The sequence below is a fragment of the Grimontia kaedaensis genome (genome assembly GCF_023746615.1).
Taxonomy (GTDB): Bacteria; Pseudomonadota; Gammaproteobacteria; order Enterobacterales; family Vibrionaceae; genus Enterovibrio; species Enterovibrio kaedaensis.
In genome coordinates, this window is the sequence record NZ_CP082275.1 from 1,668,922 (window position 1) to 1,691,959 (window position 23,038).

Sequence of the window (23,038 nt, forward strand, 5' to 3'; positions counted from 1 at the left end):
CTAAGTTCATCTTAGCCAAGCGATTTGAAATCAGCATGTTGCAGCAATGAGTCGTAAGCAGTGAGAAACAAAAAAGCCGCTCTCGCGGCCTTTTCTCATGAAGATTAATTCAGGATTTGCTCGGCAAGTTCGAGAAGTTTCGGATAGGCGATGGAGCTTTGCAGTGCCAGTGCTCTCTGCTCTTCTAACACTTCTTGTAGGATGTTTTTAGTGGTGAGCGGGTTTGCCAAAACAACACGAAACACAATTGTTGCGCGGTTATCTAAGTGGACAGGTGTTAGCGTGGTCCGGGAGACAAAGGTGTTCCCTGCTTCGCGTTGGTGCTTTTGAATGAAAACAGTCAGGTTATTTAAGTGCTGGTGGAGCACTTCGCGTTGTGTGTCATTGGCGGTCTCGAATGCTTTCTTGACCGATTCTGGCACAAAGCGATAGGTGAGTAGGCATAGCTCTGGCTTGCTGACGATTTCGAAGTCTGGCTGCTCAGCAATTAGTGACGCGAAGTATTCGGCCTTGTCGACGCTTTGATCTATCAGCAGTTCATAGCCTTCGCGTCCAATGATATTCAGGCTGGCGTAAAGCAACATAGCCATACCACTGCGAGACCCTTCGAGGGTGTGGCTGCCGAGGTCTTTAGAGCCTTTGCGCAGGATGTAGTTGGCGTGATGCTCAATGGCAGACACCATGGAAGGGTCTTTGAATATCACCATACCTGCACCCATTGGCACGTATAGCTGCTTATGGGCATCAATTGTCACCGAGTCTGCTCGTTCAATGCCTTTGAGTTTTTGACGCTGGGTGTTCGACATCAAACTCGCACCGCCCCAGGCTGCATCCACATGGAAATGAATATTTTCACGTTCAGCAATCTCAGCCATGGCATCAAGCGGGTCGATATTGCCAGTTTCAGTTGTGCCGGCCACGCCAACCAGAGCAAATACCTTGGTGTTTTTCGCTTTCAGCTCAGCAACTTTCTGTTCGAGCTTATCAATGCGGATTCGATTGTTTTCGTCTGTCGGAATTGCAATCAAAGACTGTCGCCCAATACCAAGGACGTCAGCGGATTTCTTAAGAGAGTAATGGCCGCGATCTGAGACGAGAATGGCTAAGTCGTCATAGCCATAATGACGCATGGCACGGAACAGACCTTCCTCAGCGACGCCTTTGAAATTACCATCCGCTCTTAATGCAGCATTGCGGGCGACCCATAAGGCCGTAATATTGGCAATGGTACCACCGGAGCAAAACGCCCCTAGGGAATGTTCAGCGCTATGCATCCAGCTTTCATAAAAGCGCTCGTCACGGCCATAAATCAGGTTGTGGAGCATCCCCAACACCTGACGCTCAAGTGGCGTGAAGGCCTTTGACGTCTCGATTTTGACCGTATTCTGGTTCAAACCAATCATGATTTTTGACAGCGGCATCAGAAAATAGGGAAGCGCTGAGGTCATGTGGCCAATAAAACGTGGCGATGAGGTATGAACCGATTGGGCAACCAGTTTATCCAGCAAAAACTCGGTGTGTTCGGAAACGAAGGTTGGTTTTTCAGGGATCAACGGGTTGCTGAAATCTTTTTCGATATCAGTGAGAGATGAATCAGTCGCAGCAATATGATTTTGCAAAAAGCAATTCAGGTTTTGGGAAATTTCCTGCTCGATTTTGCCCAAAGTGGAATCGGGCGCTTCGGGCACGGTAAAAATACGGTGGAGGCTTTCTAGGGACGCTTCCGCCGTCTTAGTTTCTGTAACCATCCGAGGTTCTTTATTTTCTAATAATGGGCTTTTCTACACGATGTTCGCCGAAGTTACAACACAGGAAAGACGTGGGCTTGGTCGATATCAAAGGGTAGAAATCTTGGGATTTGAGGTAAAGGCCACCATTTAGGTGACCTTTGTAAAGCTTGGCGCGTGGTTGTTATTGCTTATCGCAACTGGTCTCAGCCAGCTTCATCATCGCATCGTTGTACTGAGTCAAAGGCACATCGATTTCTTTAGGGTGGCTGAGCAGGGATGCGAGAGCCGAGCGAAGATCGTAGTTACCTTCGTGGGCTTTACCCTGACGGAATTCGAAGACTTTCTTCGCTGCATCCGCTAATTCGCCTTGTGAAGTGCTCAGTGATTTCACGTCTTCTTGGGAAAGGTTCAACCAAGACTCTACAGGCGCGTCGAAGTTCAGTTTGGCTGGGTCATTTTCCAGAAAATAATCAAATGCTTCTTCATTCAACTTGAAGTGGTTGCGGCGGCCTTCAAGAAACCAACCTGCAACACCTTCTAGCTCAGGATCTTTCTTGATGGTGAGGTCTACCAGATTTTCATACCAAGTGACCGAAGCATTAACATAGTTGTGATATTTCTTACTAACGCAAAGCTTGTCCAGTTGTTCGATGTCTTTTGCAAACGAAATGCCAGGCACCAAGGTGGTGATGAGGATCAGGGCTGAACGACGCATTATTAAATCCTTTTGGTCGAAGGTTGTTTCCGAGTCACTGGGTTCTGGACCCAATATCAACGTCGGATTGTTTTTATAGGTGTAATGGTAATGTTAGCGACCGAAGAATAAAAACGAAAATTTTCTCTGGAATTAGTGGATTGTCACAATCCAAGCGAGAGATTTCTCAATTGCCCAGATTGTGACAAAGAGGTGGGTTAGCTTTCGATACGTTTTTCAGTTTCTCTATCGAATAGGTGAATGTTTTTAGTATCGATAGTGAGCGGCAATGAGGCACCGTCTTCAACAACGACATGCCCCTCAACACGGAGCGTCATTTGCTGGTCGGAATCGGCAAGCGTTCCGTAAACCAACAGGTCAGCGCCTAACGATTCAGTTAGTGTGACCTTCATGGTGAGCTGTTTTTCCTCGGGGTTCTCGGTAATCTGCAGGTGCTCTGGTCGCAAGCCAATGTATAAATCTCGGTCTTCAAGATTGGTATCCGACACCGATTCGCCATTGGCTAAGGTTAACTTTCCGCCACTCGTATAGCCTTCAAGAATATTCATAGACGGGCTGCCGATAAACGTCGCTACAAACAATGACGCAGGGGTGTCATAGACTTCCAGTGGTGTACCCACCTGCTCAACATCTCCGGCACTTAACACAACCAAACGATCTGCCAGCGTCATCGCCTCGACCTGATCGTGAGTCACATAGATAGAAGTCGTATTCAGTGAGCGTTGTAGCTTTTTGATTTCCAAACGCATTTGAACGCGAAGTTTGGCGTCGAGGTTAGAAAGTGGCTCATCAAACAAAAACGCTTTTGGACGACGCACAATCGCACGCCCCATCGCTACACGTTGACGCTGACCACCGGAAAGCTGAGACGGTCTTCGGGTCAGCAGATGGTCAAGCTCCAGCATCTTTGCCACCTCGTTGACCGATGTTTCTATCTGATCTTTTGGAACGCCACGGTTTCTCAAGCCATAAGCCATGTTATTAAACACTGTCATGTGCGGATAGAGTGCGTAGTTCTGGAACACCATGGCGATGTCGCGCTCGCCGGGTTCTTTTTCGTTTACGCGATCACCGCCGATAGACAGTGTGCCATCTGATATCGTTTCCAGCCCAGCAATCATGCGAAGCAGGGTAGACTTGCCGCAGCCACTTGGGCCAACCAGCACTATCATTTCGCCATCAGCGATATTCAAATCTACCCCGTGAATTGCTTTGAAGCCGTTGGGATAAACTTTTTTAATTTGGTCGAGTGTCATTGTCGCCATTCACGCATCCTCTGTGTGAAGCTTAAATCTTTATTATTTTTCAGTTTCTACCAGGCCTTTCACGAACAGCCTTTGCATGCCAAGTACCACGAGTACAGGTGGGATCATGGCAAGCAGTGTCGTCGCCATCACCTTGTTCCATTCCACTTCGCCATCACCAACTGCCAACATGCGTTGGATACTCATCACGATGGTGTAGTAGTTATCTTCGGTGGTGATCAGCAGAGGCCATAGATATTGGTTCCAGCCATAGATGAACGTAATCACAAACAGTGCTGCGATATTGGTTCTCGAAAGCGGCAGGAGAATATCAAAGAAGAATTTGATCGGGCCTGCGCCATCGATTCGGGCCGCTTCTAAAAGCTCGCCCGGTACAGTCATAAAGAACTGACGGAACAGGAAGGTGGCGGTAGCACTGGCAATCAACGGAATCGTCAGCCCTGACATGGTATTCAGCATGCTGAGATCCGCGATGACCTGGAAAGTCGGCATAATACGAACTTCTACAGGTAACATCAGGGTCATGAAAATCACCCAGAAAGCCAACATACGTCCTGGGAAACGGAAATACACCACGGCATAGGCAGACAAAATGGAGATTGATAGCTTACCGAAGGCAATACCAAGCGCCATCAGAGTGGAGTTCCATAGCATACCTGCCACGCTGATTTTCAGCTCACGTGAGGTACCTTCTGTGAGTATTTCATGGAAAACCTCAAAGCCACGATCGCCGAACCAAAGTGGTGTCATGCCACTCACAAACTCTTTACTGTCGTGTGTTGCTGCCGTCAATGCGAGCCAAACAGGCAAGGCGACGGCCAGCACACCCAGAATGAGAATGAAGTGGCTGAAGAATGTCAGTAACGGTCTTCTTTCTACCATCAGTAAGCCACCTTCTTCTCAACATATTTGAACTGAATGACGGTAAGTACACCAACCAGAATCATCAGCAGGACAGACTGCGCGGAAGATGAACCTAAGTTCAGCCCCACAAAGCCATCGGCGTAAACCTTGTAAACCAACGTTGTGGTCGAGTCGCCTGGGCCACCCTGTGTCATCGCATGGATAACGCCGAAGGTGTCAAAGAAGGCATAAACCAGATTCACAACAAGAAGGAAGAATGAGGTCGGTGAAAGCAGTGGGAACACAATGGTAAAGAATCGCTTCGCCGGACCTGCGCCATCAATGGCTGCCGCTTCAATCAAAGAACGTGGAATGGATTGAAGACCAGCGAGGAAGAACAGAAAGTTGTAACTGATCTGCTTCCAAGTTGCTGCAACAATCACCATAAACATGCCATCCCCTCCGTTGATAAAGGGGTTCCAATCAATGCCAACCGCAGCCATTGCGTGTGCCAATACACCCACTGTTGGGTTAAACATAAACAACCAAAGCACACCGGCAACAGCGGGAGCAACCGCATATGGCCAGATGAGCAAGGTTTTATAGGCAGTGGCGCCTTTAATGATGTGGTCGGCCATGACCGCAAGCAGCAGGGAAACGACGAGCGCCAGTGCTGCAACGGCAAAGCTGAAGAATAGGGTGGTGCCAAATGACGAGAAGTAAGCACTGTCTTCAAGGAGCTCTAAGAAGTTATCTAGGCCCACGAATTCTGTACTTAACCCGAAGGGATCTTCCAATAACGTTGACTGCCAAACTGCTTGTCCCGCTGGCCACAGGAAAAAGATAAAAGTGATGACCAATTGAGGGGCAAGCAGCGCGACGGGTAACCAAACGTTATGAAAGACGGGTTTGTTATCCATAACAACCTGCTTATTGTAATTATGTGGATCAGCGGGGGGATGTTTCCCCCCGGTTTTACGGTGAGCGTATTACTTGTTCGCTTTCGCGAATTTTGCCAGCAGTACGTTTCCGCGCTTAACGGCTTTATCCATTGCATCTTGTGCAGAGGCTTCGCCAGACCAAACATTTTCCAGTTCTTCGTTGATCACATCACGGATCTGCACAAAGTTACCGAGACGAATACCTTTGGAAGCTGGCGTTGGCTCAACAGAAGTCATCTGAACAATCGCCACGTCAGTCCCTGGGTTTTCGTTGTAGAAACCTTGTTTTTTACTCAGGTCATACGCTGCGTGAGTGATTGGCAGGTATCCAGTGAACTGGTGCCAGTCAGCTTGGTTTTCTGCGCTGGACATGAATTTGAAGAACTTAGCGACACCGTCGTAGTCTTTCTTGTCATGACCTTGTAGAACCCACAGGGTTGCACCGCCGATGATAGAGTTCTGTGGTGTTTTGATCTTCGAGGAGTAGTAAGGCAATGGTGACACACCAAACTCAAAGTCTTTCACGTTGCCTTTAATGCCCGCGTAAGACGCTGAAGAGTTGATGTACATTGCACACTCACCGCTATAGAACAGTGGCGCACTGTCTGAACGGCGACCGCCGTATTTAAAGGTGCCATCTTTTTGCCATTCTGCCAGTTGAGCGATGTGATCAACGAAGATTTTATCGTTGATCAGCAGTTTGGCATCAGTGCTGTCGAAACCATTATTAGCAGTAGCGATAGGTGCATTGTGGCGCGCACCGAAGTTCTCGATTTGTGTCCAGGACTGCCAGCCTGTGGTGAAACCACATTTTACACCGTTAGCCAGAAGCTTGTCCGCCACGGCGTCCATTTCTTCCCACGTTTTAGGTGGCTCTACACCTGCTTTAGCAAACAGGTCTTTGTTGTAGTAGAGCACCGGAGTGGAACTGTTAAATGGCATAGACAGCATGTTGCCGTCACTATCTGTGTAGTAACCGGTAACGGATGCCAGGTAGGCCGCTGGGTCGAATTCTGTTTTGGTGTCTTCCATGAGTTGGTAAACCGGATAGATAGCGCCTTTTGCGCCCATCATTGTGGCAGTACCAACTTCAAAAACCTGCACGATTTCCGGTTGCTGCTTTGCGCGGAATGCAGCAACAGCACCTGTCATTGTTTCCGTGTAATTGCCTTTGTAAACAGGCTTAACAACGTAATCGCTTTGGCTTGCATTAAACTTATCTGCAATCTCGTTCACTTTCTCACCGAGATTACCACCCATCGCGTGCCACCACTCGATTTCTGTTGCCGCATAAGATGGGGATGCCAGCAGCAGTGATACAGAGGTTAGTGCTGCTAATTGACCTAGCTTCATGGTTTACTCCTTGTCTGACGAACTTCTATTGCCGTATCGGCTTTCCATTTCGAAAGTGTGTTTGCTCGTTCGAGCGGGAGGTTAGAGCATATGAGCGTTATGTTACGGTTTTGTTATAGCACCGCCTAGTTTGCGTGTCTTTACTCGCAAATTAAATGTGTGAGTTCCCGCCAACTTACAACGCGTCGCAAAGGGTAGGTATCTGATTTGACAGAGATATTAAGTTTCGATGTCGAAAGTGAATAATGTGAGTAGTTCGGTTTTATCAACAGTTTTGAATCTCGTCCCCAATAAAGGGGACGTAGATGGTAGGACAAGCGAGTATTAAAGTCGGTCAGCCAAAACAGCTGCGCGAATGTGCCGCATGGTCTCATCAATATCGACGTTGTCGTCATTGAAGAAGCGGCTGATGACATCAAACAGCGCAATTTGGGATGCGCGGCCAATCGCCATGTTATGTGACAGACTGGCAACCAGATTGTCGGTGGCTGCGGCGCGCAGAAATGCTTGCATGGAGTCTTGCGCACAGGCGTCAAAACCTTCCATATCGATATCGACACGCACTGGGATGGAGCCCTTACTGAGATTAAATTCTCGCTGGAAATCTGGGTCGAGAATTAATTTTGCCAGCATCTTCTGGGATTCTGTGGTCTGCGTTGCGCCATTTTTGAAGAAGACGAAACTGTCGATGTTGAAAGAAAATTGGTTAGCAGTGCCCGGAGCGGGAATACAAAGGAAATCCTTACCAGCCTGCTTTCCTGCGGCGAGAAATTCACCCTTTGCCCAGTCGCCCATCATTTGCATCGCCGCTCTACCGTCGATCACTAAAGATGTGGTGTCGCTCCAGTTGCGCCCCGGCGAATTAATATCTGTGTATTGCTTCATCCGTCGGAAAACCTCAAGGGTTTTGCGCATTTTGTCACTGGTTAGCGCGTCGCTGTCCTGTTCGATAAAGGCTTTGTGGAATTCATCTGTACCCATCACAGCGAGTGCTATCAGCTCAAAAAGCGTGGTTTCCTGCCAGGGTTCATTGCCGAGTGCGAGTGGGATATAGCCTGCTGCCTTAATTTTCTCGGCAACAGAAAAGAACTCATCGAGTGTTTGCGGTGGCTGCACTCCAACTTTATTCAGAACATCAGCATTGGCCCACAACCAGTTGACGCGGTGAATGTTAAAAGGCACTGCTACATAGTGGCCGTCTACTTTCAGGTAATCGCTGACGCGGCGCGGAACCAGTTCGTTCCAACGTTGTTCCTTGGCGACATCATCGACGCTGGCAAGAAAGCCAAGCTTTCCCCACTCCTGAATTTCAGGACCCTTGATTTGCGCAGCATCGGGTGGATTGCCTGAGAGGGCACGAATGCGAAGAGTATTGATTGCACTTTCGCCTGCTCGGCCTGCGACAGCAAAGTCACGCCACACATGACCTTCGCGCTTCATCATATCTTTGAGTGTGTCGACGGAGCGCGCCTCGCCGCCACTCGTCCACCAATGGAGAACTTCTACGTCATTGCTGTCACTTGCCTGTGCAGAAAAAGCGAGGCTGAATACCAACAATAGGGGGGGAAATTTCTTCATAATTCAGGTCCTGGGGAAAGCGATGTCGATTTGCAGACCGCCTTCCTTGCGGTTGGAAAGAATGATTTCACCACCATGTGCACGAATGATATTTTTTGCGATACCTAAGCCGAGGCCAGTTCCGTGCAAATCTGTATGTAGACGGAAATAAGGGTCAAAAACCTTTTTGAGGAATTCGTCAGGAACGCCCGGGCCATTGTCCATCAAAGTGATATCGAGAGACTTCTCGCCATCATGAACATAAACCATAACCGCATCGCCGTACTTCACTCCGTTATCGATGAGGTTAGTCAGGCAGCGCTTGAACGCCAAAGGCTTACAGTAAAATGGACGCAGCTGTTCGCCGGTAATGTTTACCCTCAACCGTTGCTGGTTATGTATCTCGGCGATAGTGTTCAGAATTTGCACGACATCAAGCGCCGTTACGTTCTCATGAATGTCAGTGTCTTTCACCGTCTGGAGAGCGCCTTTTACCATGATCTCAAGTTCATCAAGGTCTTTGTTGATCTTGTTAGCTTGAACTTCATCGTCAATCAACTCTGCACGAAGACGTAAACGGGTGATTGGCGTCTTCAAATCGTGAGAGATAGAACCAAACAGTTTTTCCCTGTCATGCATGTAACGCTGAAGGCGTTTCTGCATCAGGTTAAAAGCACGGGTTACTGTTGTAATTTCACTGGCACCTTCTTCTACCAATTCTGGCTGTTCGATATCGGTGCTCAGTCGGTTAGCTGCCCTTGCCAGTCGCTTTAATGGCCGGGTTTGGTTGCGGATCAGCGTAAAGGTAAAGACCAGAAGCAGTGTGGTAATCGCAAACAGGAAGACGACTTGATCCGCGTTAATCAGATCATTTTCCAAAGTCACATAAGGAGCAGGCAGAATAGCAGCGATGTATACCCATTGCCCTTCGGTGAGTTCTATTTGCACAACAAGAATCGGCGGATTTAGGGGTTCCAAGCTCAGCGTGTGATGCGCCCAGGACTTCGGAAGGTCAGACAGCAACAAACTGTTGTTCAACACTCGTAAAGTCTCAGGGCGCGAGAAGTCCACTTTGATTTGGTCAACGTTAGGTAGCTCTTTTTTGAGTACGCTTTCGATGGTGTTAATGGCTTCCAGTTTCGAGCGGGTTTCCGGTATTGGCGTAATCCGTATTTCTTCGGTGTTGAATGAGACGAAGAATCGCGCACCACCCATATTGCGAAGTTGGTCGAGGGCAATATGACGATATTCAAGTGGCAATGACTGGAAAAAGGTCGTGGTGGAGGCAAACATCTGCGCCATGCTTTCTGATGCAGATTTCAAACCTTCCACTTCACGTTCTTTAGACTGGGTATACCAGAAAAAACTGGCAACACTTTGTGCAAGGATTACCGATAGAACGGTGAGTAGCAGCGTCCGCGAAAGCAGAGAACGCGGCCAGAAATAGGATTTTAAATTAAGACTCATAGGTGATGTCTGCGACAAACATATAGCCGTTGCCACGAACGGTTTTGATGATGGTGGACTGGCGGCCATTATCCTTCAAACGTTGGCGCAAGCGACTGACCTGAACATCAATGCCACGTTCTTGAGGTTGTGCATCACGGCCGCGGGTCGCGTTAGAAATCGCATTTCTGTCCATCAGAGAATTTGGATTTTCAATAAACAGCATTAAAAGGGCAAAGTCAGCGGAAGTCATTTCTACTTCCTGACCGGTGACCTGATGGTTTAACCGTTGGGTGACAGGATCCAAACGCCACTGCGCAAAGCGAATACCTTTCGGTTTCGACATGGTGGTTTCCTGTAATTGTTGTGTGCGGCGGAGCAGGGCACGGATACGGGCAACCAATTGGCGAGGACTGAAAGGCTTCGCAATGTAGTCGTCTGCACCAAGTTCCAGCCCGATGATTTGGTCTGTTTCATCAGAGACAGCTGTCAGCATGATGATTGGTACGCTTGAGTCCTGACGAACGTACTTACATAAGGTGAAGCCATCATCGCCGGGGAGCATAACGTCGAGAAGAATAAGGTCGGGGTATTGAACAGCTAACTTGGCCTTCATTTCCTGCCCGTTTTGCGCGGTCGTCACATCATATCCGGCTTTAGACAGATATTCTTGAAGCAGTTCGCGGATTTCTAAATCGTCATCCACCACCAGGATCCGCTTCTGATTAACCATGAAAGGTCTTCCCCTTATTCTCGACAAATATCACGTTATTATCTTAGAGAAAATGTCCTGATTCTAGCGAGGGGCACTCAATTTGAGTGGATAGGATCAAACAAAGTGTTGATTTGGACAAAAAAGAACCCCGGCATAGGCCGGGGCTCTTCATTTTTCTGGGCTCGGATTACTTATCCGAATTCATCGCGCGGCTGATGCAGTATGCTGCGCCGCCCCACGTGATGCCAAAACCAATCAGCATCATTATGATTGCGCCTGTTGTCATGCGTTTGCCTCCTGTGAGTCATCTTCTGCTGAATCCTTAGCAGGACGAGATACGATGTTGACGATAATACCTACTATAACCAGCGCTGCTGTCAGGCCCCAGCCCAACACGAGTAGGTCGCTTTGCTCGTAACCGCCGTAACCTTCTTTGAATGTGTTAACAAGGTTGGTGCCTACGATCCAAGCCAGCATCAGTGGGCTCACAAAACGTACACACACTTCCAGCCATGCACCGACTGAGAACTCTGAGACCTTGTTCACGTGGTCACGGATATCAGATACTTTGATCAACCAGCCCAAGATAACCAGCTCAATCAGACAGCTCGCCAGCAGGGCCACGTTGTTCATGAAGTAGTCAACCAGATCCAGCAGCAACAGACCGCCGTTAGTTGCGAACGCCATAGAAACTGCGAAGCCAGTACCACAAACTACAGAAGCGGCGACTTTACGGCTGATTTTCAGCTTGTCAATGATGGCTGATGTTACCGCTTCAATGATAGAAATGTGTGAGCTCAAACCCGCAACAACGAGTGCTAGGAACAACAGTGGACCAATGATGTATGGTGCTGGCAGCAGGTTGATGGCCTGAGGAAGGGTGATAAACGCCAGACCAACACCACCGCCAACCACTTCAGTGACTGCTTTACCTTGTTCTTGTGCCATGTAGCCCAAGATAGAGAAGATAAGCACGCCAGCCAGAATCGAGAAACCACAGTTGATCAGAACAGTCATGAATGCATTGTTCGTGACGTCAGACTTCTTCGGCAAGTAGCTCGAGTAAGCCAGCATGATGGCGAAACCAACAGACAAAGTGAAGAAGATCTGGCCGTAAGCCGCAGACCAAACTTTCGCGTCAGTCAGTTTGCTGAAATCAGGGGTGAACAGGTAGTTCAGACCTTCAACAGCACCTGGCAGGAACGCAACACGTGCAATCAACAACAAAACCATGATGAAGAGTATAGGCATCAAGATCTTGTTTGCGCGCTCAATACCTCCTTTGATACCGGTAAATACGGCTGCAAAGGTGATCGCCCATGCGATTGTCATAGGGATCGCAATATGAAGCTGCCAACTACCCAGATTACTTGGTGAATTCTCACCCAGTTTCAGGTATTCGCTGAAGAAGAATGCGTTTGTGTCTGTACCCCAGCTTTGATCAAATGCAAAACCAACGTAAGACATTGCCCAGCCGATAACGGCAACGTAGTAAACTGCGATAACAGCAGCAATACCAACCTGGAACCAGCCCAGCCATTCGAACTTAGTGTTCAGTTTTGAAAAGACAACCGGTGCAGAACCACGAAGTTTATGGCCAAGGCCAAACTCCATGATCATAAATGGAATACCCGCGGTCAGCATGGCGAAGAGGTAAGGAATAAAAAATGCGCCGCCGCCGTTTTCGTAAGCCATATATGGGAAACGCCAGATGTTCCCCAAGCCGATTGCGGAGCCCACTGCCGCCAGAATAAATCCTGCGCGAGAGCCCCAGACTTCTCTAGTCATAACTTCTCCTTGTTGTTGATAGCACCCATCATTTTTTGAGCAGACTATAGCTTGTAGCCTGCACTGTGTTATCAGCAGCTATCTAACTGAACAGAATTGAGAGTTTTTATTACTGTTCTGGAAGCGCGTGGTTGCGGGTGCTAAGTCAACCATGTTGTGTTTGGAATTTTTACCATCACTGAAGCAAAACAATCTTCTGCATGTGAGGTTAATGGCAGATTAAGCGTTGGTAATATCTAAATCAATAGCGCAAATCTCTTATGTTTATGCTGTATTTATTGTGATAATCCCAGATTAACTGCTGTTAGTAGTATGTTTCTAATTGTAAATAAACCATTACCAGTGCATTGGTCTGTCTATATTTGATCTGATAGTAGAAAGTTGTGAAGTGCTATTTTTGTTCGTTTGAGTGAAAAATAAGCAAAAGTGCGTATAGGTTCGAATAAGCACGATAAATAGAGAAAAAAGTATCTATTAATATCACTGATTTTGATGATCTAGCTTTAGATAGGCTTGGAGATACAGATTATTAGTCATTTTAAGAAGCCTAAATATTGCTCAAAAACATAAAGTTAATCGATATCCTGATTGAAAATAGTAGTTAATGAATTGTTAGCTGAATAAGTCCGGTTAAAGCTCATTAACTAATCATAAATATGGTGAATACTATCAAAATATCGCATTTTTATTCATGAATTATTGTGGGTGGAAGTTGAAAAAGAGCTTTTCGAGAAAACGCTTTCTTGACAGGATAAGATTCTGCTGGCTGCTTATGAGTAGGGGCTTTGCTTTGTGTCACAAAATGAAACATTTGGATCGTCAGCTAAACGATCTTAGATTGGAAACTGAATATTCAGGCTTGCGGTGGTAACTTCTCTACATTATGAATGTGTAACGTGAGTGTTATCGCAAGGAGCCGTAAATGGACAATAACTTAAAATTCGCTTTAATCACTGCATTCTGCGCACTGAGTGGCATCATTACTTTCGCGACTGTAGCTATCGCTTTTTCATAGCACTCAGTTGTATAAAAACATTGGCTCTGTGTGAGTGAGCAAGCGTAAATTAACGCCATTTCATTGATTACACCCAGAGGTGCTTGTGCAGAGTCCAAAAGACACTGACTCTACAGCGTTTTTCCCATCAGAAAGGGTTTCAACAGTTTCTGCGCGTTTCCGAGCTAAAGGACGCAAACAACGCATCGCTCTCGTTGCCCAAGGTGGAGGGCAACGCGGTGTTTTCACATCTGGCGTACTCGATAGCTTCCTTGACGCTGGATTCGATCCATTTGAACTCTACATTGGCACTTCAGCCGGCGCGCTTAACCTTGCTTCCTATATCACCCGTCAGCGTGGCTTCGGGCATCATTTCATCACTCAATACACCACTCACGATCGTTTCTTTAACTTAATGAGATACGTGCGTCGTCAGCAATTTATGGATTTGGACTGGGCGCTTGATATGGCAGGGCCAGATCATCCAGAAGGGCTGCGTGTTGAGAAAGCAAGGGAGACATTGACCAATAGGGCTGCTTTCGCCTGCGTGACCAATAGCCACACCTTGGAGCCGCACTTCTTTCGCATGTTTGAAGATGATTGGTTGAATGTAATGAAAGCGACTTGCGCCATCCCTATGCTTTATCCTTCTGCTATTGGCATTGGGGAGCAGTTTTATGTAGATGGCGGCGTTACAGGAGCGATTCCTGCCCGAGAAGCTTTTAATCGAGGGGCAGATATCATTGTCGTCATTCGCACTGAACCGGTTGCCGAAGACAAAGCGCCAATGAGTTCGGCCTTGGTGGAAAATTTTCGTGGGCGCATGGAAAAGCGACTCCCAGATTATCTGACAAGACTCAATATTGATGACCGCATGGAGAGGCTCTCAGAGTTTCATCAACAGCTCTCCCATCGTTTAGAAGAGATTAGGGAGCGTTACCGCGATAAAACCCCTGAGCCGCTTTGGCATAAGCTCAGAGAAATGATGCAGCAGAAGAATCAGAACGGAGGACGCTGGTTGTTTGGTGGCGATTCAATTTACCGTCTTCATGCCTTGTCTGGGCACAAACTGAATGCAGATATGTTGGAAATGCTTACACGACATTTTCAAACATATCAGGATGCTATAGAGTTTATGTCGCATCCGCCAGTGAGAACGGAGCTAATCCAACTTGCGCCCCGCCAACCATTATCAAGCAGCGCTTTACTCAGCAAACCTTTCCAGCTCGAGCATGATTATCAGGATGGTCTTGTGGCAGGACGCCGTTTCGTTGATGAGTATGCGACAATGCTGAGTGACGTATCGACCGTAAAGAGCTAACTTTAAAAAATCACAATGATTTCAAGGAAGAAAGATTGACTGAATTCGAGAAAATGCAGCAGGGGATGCCCTATAGTCCTGCTGATCCCGAGCTTACCCAATTCCGTTATGCTTCCCGACGACTGTGCCAGCAATTTAATAGCATTGATCCTGCCGATGTTGACGCCCATGAAATGGTCATTACCAAGCTTTTTGCGATCCGCGGAAAGGGCGTGGTGGTGGAAGCTCCTTTTACCTGCTCATACGGAATGAACGTCAATGTGGGCAATAATGTCGCGTTTGGTCCGAATTGCACCATCATCGACAGTGGGCACGTAGAGATAGGGAATAATGTGCTTATCGGACCTGGGGTAGGGATCTACACCATTACCCAGAGTCTTTTACCGCTGGAAGTACTTGATGGCGAATTAGAAATTTCTTTGCCTATAATTATTGGCAACAACGTCGTCATTGGTGGCAACAGTGTCATCAAAGCGGGTGTATCGATAGGTGCAGGTGTCGTTATCGAAGCTGGGTCCGTGGTAGAGGGTGATATAGAACCCTTCTCCGTTGTGTCCGGAAACCCAGCAGTCGTGGTTCGACGCCTCCGTTGATGGGTTGGCAGTGTAATCGGAGTTCTGTTACGATTGCCCGCCAAAGGATTAGAATTGTTATATTATAACAATTTCACTACTACGATGTTGATATGTATCCGGCGCTCAGACACTTAGCGGCTCAATCCGGGTATACAGGACATTACAATTCGGCATCGCCGAGTGACAAAGAGAATTTAAGTCGATGGCAAAAATTAGAGCAAGAGTCCCGTTGAACGTGGGTGTAGGTAGCAAGATTCCTGCAGAAATACTTTCGTTCGAAGGTTTAGGCTCAGATAAAGAGCACGTCGCTATTATCTTCAAGTGTGCAGACCAGCAGCTGGAAGCTCCACTGGTCCGAATGCATTCAGAATGCCTGACAGGCGATGTATTCCACTCCTCTCGCTGTGATTGTGGCGAACAGCTGGAAGAAACCATCCAGAAAATGGGCGAAGAGGGCGGGATCATTCTCTATCTTCGTCAGGAAGGCCGTGGTATTGGTCTTTACAACAAGCTGGATGCGTACAAACTCCAGAGTGAAGGCATGAACACTTACGAGGCGAATAATCACCTCGGATTTCCGGATGATTTGCGAACTTTTGAAGACGCTGCTGACATGCTTAAAGCACTGGAAGTGAATGCCATTCGTCTCATCACCAACAACCCGAAAAAAATTCGTGAGATTCAGGAACAAGGCATCGAATTAGAAGGTGTCGTTGGTACACAAGCCCACATTAAAGATGGCAATGAAATGTACCTCAAAGCGAAAGTTTCACATGGCAAGCATAAGCTGACCATTGATTAATTCCTGCAAGGTGATGGGTGTAAAAGCAGCGCGTTGTCGCTGCTTTTTTGATTTTAGGGTTAATATCCATGGTTATTCTTAGTTGGCGAATAATCAGGCAAATCAATGGTTGTAAGTTAGCATTAGATTAACTAATCCCTCATATGATTTCTTATCGTGCTTGAATAACGTTTAATTAGTTGTTTGAAGCCCCTCACGGCACTAAACTCTGCGAAAAATTAGAGTTGGTGGCGCACTATTCAACAAAAGCGTTAAATTTCCCTTTTATCGTCCACTTCCTCGCATAAAAGATTCTTGGTGATTACTTGCTTCCGGGAGTGCTGGTGATGTCTTCGGCAACGCCTTTATCCAAAATTCTACTCATGATTATCATTCTGGCTGCCGTCGGTCAGATGACACAGACCATGTATGTGCCCTCAATGGCCATGATGGCTGAAAGCTTTGCTGTACCGCCAGCTTGGCTACAAGCTGTGATGGCGTGTTACCTGATCCCATACGGTCTTTCCCAGTTTATCTATGGTCCACTGTCTGATCGCTTTGGTCGTAAACCCATCATTCTTGTCGGTTTGGCGATTTACCTTGTTGGTACCATCGTGACACTCATGGCACCAAGTTTTAGCGTTTTTCTACTAGGTAGTGTGATTCAGGGGGCGGGTATTGGCTGTGGCGGTGCAATGGCGCGCACGCTGACACGTGACTGCTTTGATGGTAGCCGTCTTCACAAAGCGAACAGTCTTGTCAGCATTGGTCTGATTTTCTCGCCGCTGATGGCACCTTTAATTGGTGGCTTGCTGAGCACCTATTTTGGCTGGCAGGCAAGTTACGGATTTTTGTTCGTGTTGGCAGCAGTGGTGTGCTTAGTCATGTCGTTGTACTTTCAGGAAACACTGCCGCCTGAATCACGTCGTAACGACTCAGTGATCAAAAGTTATCACCATGTGATGAGTAACCGACAGTTTCAAGGCTATCTGATCTGCCTGATTGCCGTATTCTCTGGTATTTCAGTGTTTGAAGCAGCAGCTGGCGTTTTGCTGGGAAGCACACTCGGTCTGAGCGCAACCATGGTCAGCCTGTTGTTTGTACTTCCATTGCCAGGATTTATGGTTGGGTCTTGGCTCTCCAGTGCGATTGAACAACGTCTGTCTTCAGGCAAATCGCTCTTTGTTGGGTCGGTGATTCTTCTCGCTGGTGCGTTGACCGTTGTGATTCCTGGCTACTTTGCCACTGTGACCATTGAAACCCTGATTGGCGGTGCATTCATTTACTTTATGGGAGCCGGTGTTCTGTTCCCAGCAGCGACAACCGGTGCGATTTCTCCGTTTCCTCGTCATGCAGGGACAGCTGGTGCGGTAATGGGTGGCGTTCAAAATATGGCAGCGGGTCTATTTACCTTGCTGGCTGCTCAAATGAACTTGAACGATCAGTTCTCACTCGGTGCAATTTTATTGGCAATGGCTGTGGTTTCAGGCCTTGGTCTGCTCCTGTGTCGTCGCCACAAAATGGCACCGGACGCGCCAGTTGCAGCCTAACTGTAAATCTCAAAATACAGTCGATTCACCAAATAAAGGCAGGAAATCCAAAAGGGTCTCCTGCCTTTTTCTATTCTGGATGCGACTGATGGAGATCAAAGTAAATTTGAAATAAAAAATTTTGTGCATTTTATATTTGCGACATGATTCAAATTGATGCAATGTGTACCGCCTGTAGCGGAGTTGGAAGGGAAAAGGAGGACCTAGAAACTCCCGCTTTAATAATCATAAAGGCGGTAAACACACAATGAATGCAAGCAGACAGTCCGAATGGCTGGGTCATCCTCGCGGTCTGTTCCTCCTCTGTGGCACAGAGTTATGGGAACGCTTCTCCTTTTACGCAATGCGCGCCATCCTGGTGCTTTACCTCACAGATAAAACGATTAACGGCGGTCTTGGATGGACGACACAAGACGCGCTGAACCTCTATGGTATTTACACCGGACTTGTTTACCTCACGCCTGTTCTTGGCGGCTGGATTGCTGATAATTTCCTTGGCCAACGACGCTCAATCATCGTGGGCGGTGCGCTCATGGCAATTGGTCAGTTCACACTGGCATTACCAAACAGCTTTATCGACCCGTTTGAACTACAGGCATTTTATATCGGTCTGGCATTTCTGATTATCGGTAACGGTTTGTTTAAGCCAAATATTTCCACCATGGTCGGACACCTTTACAACGAAGGCGATAACCGCCGTGATGGTGCTTTTACCATTTTCTATATGGGTATCAACCTGGGCTCATTGCTGGCAGGCATTATTGCCGGTACGGCTTCCATGCATTATGGCTGGAAAGCAGGCTTCCTGTGTGCGGGTGTCGGTATGCTCATGTCGTTGGTGATTCAGCTGTTGTTTGCGAACTGTCTTCTTGGCAGCATTGGTATTGAGCCATCGGCAAAAGCGCACATGAACAAAACCGGCACTAACGGGAAACAACCACTGACCAAGGTGGAACGCGACCGTTTGAAGGTAATCGTGGTGATGAGCCTGTTTGTGATCATCTTCTGGGCGGGCTTTGAGCAAGCGGGTGGTCTGATGAACATCTATTCGCAGGAATACACTAACCGTATGCTGGGTAGCTTTGAGGTGCCAGCGGCCTGGTTCCAGTCACTCAATCCGATGTTTATCATCATTCTTGCGCCATTACTTGCAGTGTTCTGGCGTCGCCTTGGTGCGAACGAGCCAAGTTCTCCGATCAAGTTTGCGATGGCAATGGGCTTTTTATCCCTGGGTTTTGTCTGCATGGTAGGTGCAGCAATGCAGCAGGGCGGGGATATGGCTGTTAAAGCCTCTATGTGGTGGTTGGTTGGCGCCTATTTCTTCCACACCTTGGGTGAGCTGTGTTTATCGCCTATCGGGCTTTCACTTATTACTAAGCTGGCACCTCTTCGTCTGATGTCTGTGATGATGGGCACCTGGTTCTGTGCCAACGCAGTAGCAAACTATGTGGCAGGATTTATTGGCAGCCATGTTGGTGATGCTGGCCCACTGGCCATCTTCGGTGGCATTGCGGTGACTTCAGCGATTGCTGGCCTGCTTCTAATCCTGTGTTCAAGCAAGTTGGTAGACTGGATGCATGGTGCGGAAGGAAATAAACAGGATTCTGACGAAAGCCTGACAGAAAAGCCTACTGTAGCTGCCTAATATTAACTAAGCCAATAGCATGTCTAGAAAAGCCATCGGTTGATGGCTTTTCTGTTGATATCGCCATACAGCCCTTTGAAAACGTCACATATGACGTACGGTTTAATACCATAATCACTCGAGAGTACGGCTTTTCACGTAGTGCTTTTCTAATGCCTGTTCGTTATTTTCTAAAAGTCGGCTAAGACCACTTCCACCCTCAGCCTTATATTAAGTATTAATTGCACTTTGGACGCTTGCTGTGGTGCTCTCATTCGGCCAACCTGATATCGCTTTAATACAGTGGCACTAGTGCATTGCGAACGAAAGGTGCCCATTATTCGAGATTCATCAATAGGACAACTATTCGGAGTTAAAGCCATACCTGTTGTGAAACAGGGACGGAAAGTTTCGGGTCTCAGGGTTGTTGGTGGTACTGAGACGGCTGGACTGCCTCTTGCTTTGGTTAGCTAAAAGAGGGACAACAAATGTCTAATATTATTGGTACTTCAAACGGCGAGACACTTAACGGGACTTTGGGAGATGACTACATCGAGGGTCTTGGTGGTGACGATACTATCTATGGTGATGTGGGTAGCTCGTCAGGCAATGGCAACACTGGCGCTGTTTTTGTACTTGGTGATGATTTCACTGCTTCAAGTGGCGAATTTCACACTTTCAATTTCCCACCAACACTTAATTTCTCGGGTTCTACAACCGATGTAACGTTTAATGATGACGACGCTAAGCTCGACGGCGATGATCGTTGTAACGAGTATTCAGATGATAAAACGCAGACAGTTGAACTGAATGGCAACGAGTACGATGTAAACGTTGACTACCAACTGAAGTACTGCGACTCAGACGGCAACATCTATACGTTTGCTGTTGTGGACATCGACGCTGACAATAATGGCAGCCATTACCATAACGTTGGTGAGAACGGCAAAATCCTGATCCAACTGGATGGCCCAGAAATCACCTCTTCAACCAGCATGTCATACGTTCAGGGCTCTTACGCGAACATCAGCAGCCTGGACTACTCTTCTTTCACTTCTCCTGAAGAAGTCGATCCAAGTGTTGGTGGTGACGACGAGATTTACGCAGGCGACGGTGACGACACTGTGTATGGTCAGGGCGGTGATGATTACATTGAAGGCAACAACGGTCAGGACCAGCTTTTCGGTGGTGATGGTGATGACACTATCTACGGCAACACTGCGTCTCCTAACTTTAGCGACGAACCCAGCGTAAATGTTTTCCAAATGGGCAGCGACTTCACTATGCCTTCAGGCGGTGAGTTTCATACTTTCTGCTTCCCGAGCAAACTATCTTTCGATGGTGGCTCTACCAATGTCACGTTCCAGGATGACGATGGGAAGCTGAATGGTGACGACTACTGCAACGAATATTCAGATGACAAATCACAGACAGTGACCATTGATGGCAACACTTATTCTGTGAATCTGGATTACACCCTGAAGTACTGTGATTCAGATGGAAACATCTACCAATTCGCAGTGATTGATGTAGATCTGGATGGTAATGGCCACCACTACAACAACCTGAATGAAAACGGTAACCTGCTTCTTCAACTGAGTGGCCCTGAAATCACAGACGCCACTGACCTGTCACTGGTACCACATTCATATAGCAACATCAGCTATATCGAGTACGACCAAATTGCTGAAGAGCCAACTGAAGTTTCTAACGATGAAGACTACATTGATGGTGGTAAAGGTAACGACACCATCTACGGTCAATGGGGCGACGATGAGATTTACGGTGGCGAAGGCGACGATGTAATTTATGGTGGTAACTATGGTCATCAAACACTGGAGCTTGACCGTGGCCACGATGGTTACTGGGATATCAGTAACGGTGACGCTGTCACGTTGGATCTTTCACACATCACCTCAAGTGCTTCTTACAGCAACAGTGTGGGTTACTACGTACTGGATGAGAATGGTAACGTCCTGAAAGCCGTGATCATGGCTGACAACGCGAAACTGGATAACGAAGCACAAGCAATTATCGATGTTGAAGGTGCTGATCGCCTGGGCTTGTTCATCATTCCAGACGGCGATACCAAAGGCTTTGACGAAGGTGAAGTAATACTGAGCTTTGCTAACGGTAGCCCAGTATTTGGTCAAGGTACTCTGTCTGCTGGCGGCTATGTGTCTGAGCAAGGTAAAAACGGTGACCGTCAGGATCACGAAATCAACACTGGCGAGAACTCTTGCTGGGAAGATCTATGGTGTCTGGGCGACAAAGACTTCAATGACGTTGTGATGAAAGTGAATGCGACTCAGGTTGTGGAAGGGAGCGACGCAGATACTATCTACGGTGGTGAAGGTAACGACACCATTTATGGTGGTGACGATGTTGACCACATTATGGGGGGTGTTGGTGATGACACCATCTATGGTGGTGAAGGCGACGACATCATTGAAGGTGGTGAAGGTAACGACACCTTATTCGGTGGCACTGGTAAAGACACCTTGCTGGGTGGTGCCGGTGATGACTTCCTGCACGGTGGGCCAGGCGATGATGTGACCATCGACGGTGGTGAAGGTGTCGACAGCTACCGTGGTAGTAGAGGTGACGATGTGCTTATCTTTGACCAGGATGACTTTGTTGGCCTCACCACAACTAACAACAGTGGTGAAGTGATTAATCAGCACATGTACTACGGTGATACTGGCTTTGACACAATGCTGGTTGATGGCGATGCGATTGTCGATTTCACTGGCGTTTCTTATCAGGCAGACTCCAACGTAACGGGCAATGTTATGGCTCAAATCGAAGCAGTGATCGGTGATGAAGGTGACCAGACGGTTATTATCAACCCGAATGCTATCGAAGCACAGTCAGACGTGCCTACTGGTGAAGACCTGGGCACACCTGACGACTGGGACGGCTTTGTTGCTTACCTGGGTGAAGGTGATGATGCTCTCGATGTATCTGGCGTGCCTTGGGAGTTTGTTGACGGCGGTACTGTTAACGCACCAATCTCAGCAGAAATGGTCAGCCTGATGGGCCTGAACAATACTCAGGTTGGTGAACTGAATGCTTACGTGTTTGAGCACGAAACGTTGGATCGCACCATCACAATTTGGACTGATGCAGAGACAGTCACGCTGAACGGTGAAGATCTGTTCTAAGTCTGTGTGTAAGTGAGTAAAAAAAGGGCGACCATTTGGTCGCCCTTTTTTAAGCTTGGTTTTTGAGTCTTGTTGGTTAAGCCTTCAATTAAACGCCCTTTGTATCGGCTGTCACGAGATGCAAGATAACGTTTATCAGGAGTACTTAGGAACCATTCATCACAGCAATCGCAGTGTTGTAAGTGCAACGTATCCTGAGTGCCACGTGCCAAAAGAGTGGGGTCTGAAAATTATACATAAAATTCAGGCAAGTAAGGAACTCTATGCAAAAGCGTTTGGTATTGTTGATACACCTCAAAATTTGAAGATCACCGACTAGAAATGGCAACTCGAGAGTGGAACCGAATGAAGGCAAACGACTCTCAAGAATGTAGGAACTATTATAACTTTGAATTTTTGGATTCCAGTGCACAGAAATCAGTCGCAGCCAACGTGCATGACAAAACAGAAGAAGCGGGGCAAACCTGTATCGACTGTCACAAAGATATTGCGCATAAACTGCCACGAAACCATGACGCGTCTAGAGAGTTTCAGTTTTAACTTGCCAACGGGCCAGCGGACGTTTTTGCGGGCCCACATTTTTTCCTAGGGGCTGTTGACCTTTGGTGGTTGAATTTTGTTCTTGCTATAAGCGTGTTAGGCGCGGCGAGTTGTGTGCCGCCTAGTCATTCTAAGG

18 protein-coding genes, 1 pseudogene and 1 riboswitch are annotated in these 23,038 nt (G+C 47.5%); of the genes and pseudogenes, 8 read left to right on the top strand and 11 right to left on the bottom strand.

Annotated elements, in window-relative coordinates; all coding sequences use genetic code 11:
* Window positions 1-104: 104 nt before the first annotated feature.
* The 11 genes from panP to K6Q96_RS07810 all read right to left on the bottom strand — a co-directional run bounded on the left by panP (window position 105) and on the right by K6Q96_RS07810 (window position 12,353).
* Window positions 105-1,748, bottom strand: a complete 1,644-nt coding sequence (panP, locus tag K6Q96_RS07760; RefSeq protein ID WP_251879253.1) for a pyridoxal-dependent aspartate 1-decarboxylase PanP — start codon at window positions 1,746-1,748, stop codon at window positions 105-107.
* A gap of 163 nt (window positions 1,749-1,911) precedes the next feature.
* On the bottom strand, window positions 1,912-2,445 hold the full coding sequence (locus K6Q96_RS07765; protein WP_251879255.1) for a hypothetical protein: 534 nt from the start codon (window positions 2,443-2,445) through the stop codon (window positions 1,912-1,914).
* Window positions 2,446-2,642: 197 nt separating this feature from the next.
* Window positions 2,643-3,710: a sn-glycerol-3-phosphate ABC transporter ATP-binding protein UgpC gene (gene ugpC, locus K6Q96_RS07770; RefSeq protein ID WP_251879257.1), complete on the bottom strand. Its 1,068-nt coding sequence runs from the start codon at window positions 3,708-3,710 to the stop codon at window positions 2,643-2,645.
* A gap of 33 nt (window positions 3,711-3,743) precedes the next feature.
* Window positions 3,744-4,592, bottom strand: coding sequence for a sn-glycerol-3-phosphate ABC transporter permease UgpE (ugpE, locus tag K6Q96_RS07775; protein WP_251879259.1), 849 nt, complete (start codon window positions 4,590-4,592; stop codon window positions 3,744-3,746).
* Complete coding sequence (ugpA, locus tag K6Q96_RS07780) at window positions 4,592-5,473, bottom strand: sn-glycerol-3-phosphate ABC transporter permease UgpA (protein WP_062661827.1); 882 nt, start codon at window positions 5,471-5,473, stop codon at window positions 4,592-4,594. Before ugpA ends, ugpE begins: the two co-directional genes overlap by 1 nt.
* 69 nt (window positions 5,474-5,542) lie before the next feature.
* Window positions 5,543-6,847 carry a sn-glycerol-3-phosphate ABC transporter substrate-binding protein UgpB gene (gene ugpB, locus K6Q96_RS07785; RefSeq protein WP_251879261.1) on the bottom strand — a complete coding sequence of 435 codons (1,305 nt, stop codon included), beginning with the start codon at window positions 6,845-6,847 and terminating at the stop codon, window positions 5,543-5,545.
* A gap of 324 nt (window positions 6,848-7,171) precedes the next feature.
* The gene (locus tag K6Q96_RS07790; RefSeq protein ID WP_251879263.1) at window positions 7,172-8,425 is read right to left on the bottom strand and encodes an ABC transporter substrate-binding protein; all 1,254 of its coding nucleotides are present in this window, start codon (window positions 8,423-8,425) and stop codon (window positions 7,172-7,174) included.
* 3 nt (window positions 8,426-8,428) lie between these two features.
* Entirely contained in the window at window positions 8,429-9,871 is a 1,443-nt protein-coding gene (locus tag K6Q96_RS07795; protein ID WP_251879265.1) for an ATP-binding protein, read from the bottom strand.
* Window positions 9,861-10,583: a response regulator gene (locus tag K6Q96_RS07800; protein WP_251879267.1), complete on the bottom strand. Its 723-nt coding sequence runs from the start codon at window positions 10,581-10,583 to the stop codon at window positions 9,861-9,863. Before K6Q96_RS07800 ends, K6Q96_RS07795 begins: the two co-directional genes overlap by 11 nt.
* A gap of 169 nt (window positions 10,584-10,752) precedes the next feature.
* A complete protein-coding gene (locus tag K6Q96_RS07805) occupies window positions 10,753-10,851 on the bottom strand; it encodes a MetS family NSS transporter small subunit (protein ID WP_152442386.1) in 99 nt (32 codons plus the stop codon).
* Window positions 10,848-12,353 carry a sodium-dependent transporter gene (locus K6Q96_RS07810; RefSeq protein ID WP_251879269.1) on the bottom strand — a complete coding sequence of 502 codons (1,506 nt, stop codon included), beginning with the start codon at window positions 12,351-12,353 and terminating at the stop codon, window positions 10,848-10,850. Before K6Q96_RS07810 ends, K6Q96_RS07805 begins: the two co-directional genes overlap by 4 nt.
* 922 nt (window positions 12,354-13,275) lie before the next feature.
* Between K6Q96_RS07810 and cydH the strand changes: the two genes are divergently transcribed.
* The 8 genes and pseudogenes from cydH to K6Q96_RS07850 all read left to right on the top strand — a co-directional run bounded on the left by cydH (window position 13,276) and on the right by K6Q96_RS07850 (window position 22,902).
* A complete protein-coding gene (gene cydH / locus K6Q96_RS07815) occupies window positions 13,276-13,368 on the top strand; it encodes a cytochrome bd-I oxidase subunit CydH (protein ID WP_251879271.1) in 93 nt (30 codons plus the stop codon).
* Between the two features lie 85 nt (window positions 13,369-13,453).
* The gene (locus K6Q96_RS07820) at window positions 13,454-14,668 is read left to right on the top strand and encodes a patatin-like phospholipase family protein (protein ID WP_251879273.1); all 1,215 of its coding nucleotides are present in this window, start codon (window positions 13,454-13,456) and stop codon (window positions 14,666-14,668) included.
* Window positions 14,669-14,703: 35 nt separating this feature from the next.
* Window positions 14,704-15,261 (top strand): sugar O-acetyltransferase, encoded by a 558-nt coding sequence (locus K6Q96_RS07825; RefSeq protein ID WP_251879275.1) that lies wholly within the window; start codon window positions 14,704-14,706, stop codon window positions 15,259-15,261.
* A 184-nt stretch (window positions 15,262-15,445) separates the two neighbouring features.
* Window positions 15,446-16,045, top strand: a complete 600-nt coding sequence (locus K6Q96_RS07830; RefSeq protein ID WP_251879277.1) for a GTP cyclohydrolase II — start codon at window positions 15,446-15,448, stop codon at window positions 16,043-16,045.
* Window positions 16,046-16,371: 326 nt separating this feature from the next.
* Complete coding sequence (emrD, locus tag K6Q96_RS07835; RefSeq protein ID WP_251879279.1) at window positions 16,372-17,574, top strand: multidrug efflux MFS transporter EmrD; 1,203 nt, start codon at window positions 16,372-16,374, stop codon at window positions 17,572-17,574.
* 247 nt (window positions 17,575-17,821) lie between these two features.
* A complete protein-coding gene (locus K6Q96_RS07840) occupies window positions 17,822-19,219 on the top strand; it encodes a peptide MFS transporter (RefSeq protein ID WP_251879281.1) in 1,398 nt (465 codons plus the stop codon).
* Between the two features lie 347 nt (window positions 19,220-19,566).
* A riboswitch (cyclic di-GMP riboswitch) is annotated at window positions 19,567-19,656 on the top strand.
* A 30-nt stretch (window positions 19,657-19,686) separates the two neighbouring features.
* Window positions 19,687-22,362: a calcium-binding protein gene (locus K6Q96_RS07845; protein WP_251879283.1), complete on the top strand. Its 2,676-nt coding sequence runs from the start codon at window positions 19,687-19,689 to the stop codon at window positions 22,360-22,362.
* 55 nt (window positions 22,363-22,417) lie between these two features.
* Window positions 22,418-22,902, top strand: a pseudogene (locus K6Q96_RS07850) (NapC/NirT family cytochrome c).
* Window positions 22,903-23,038 lie beyond the last annotated feature (136 nt).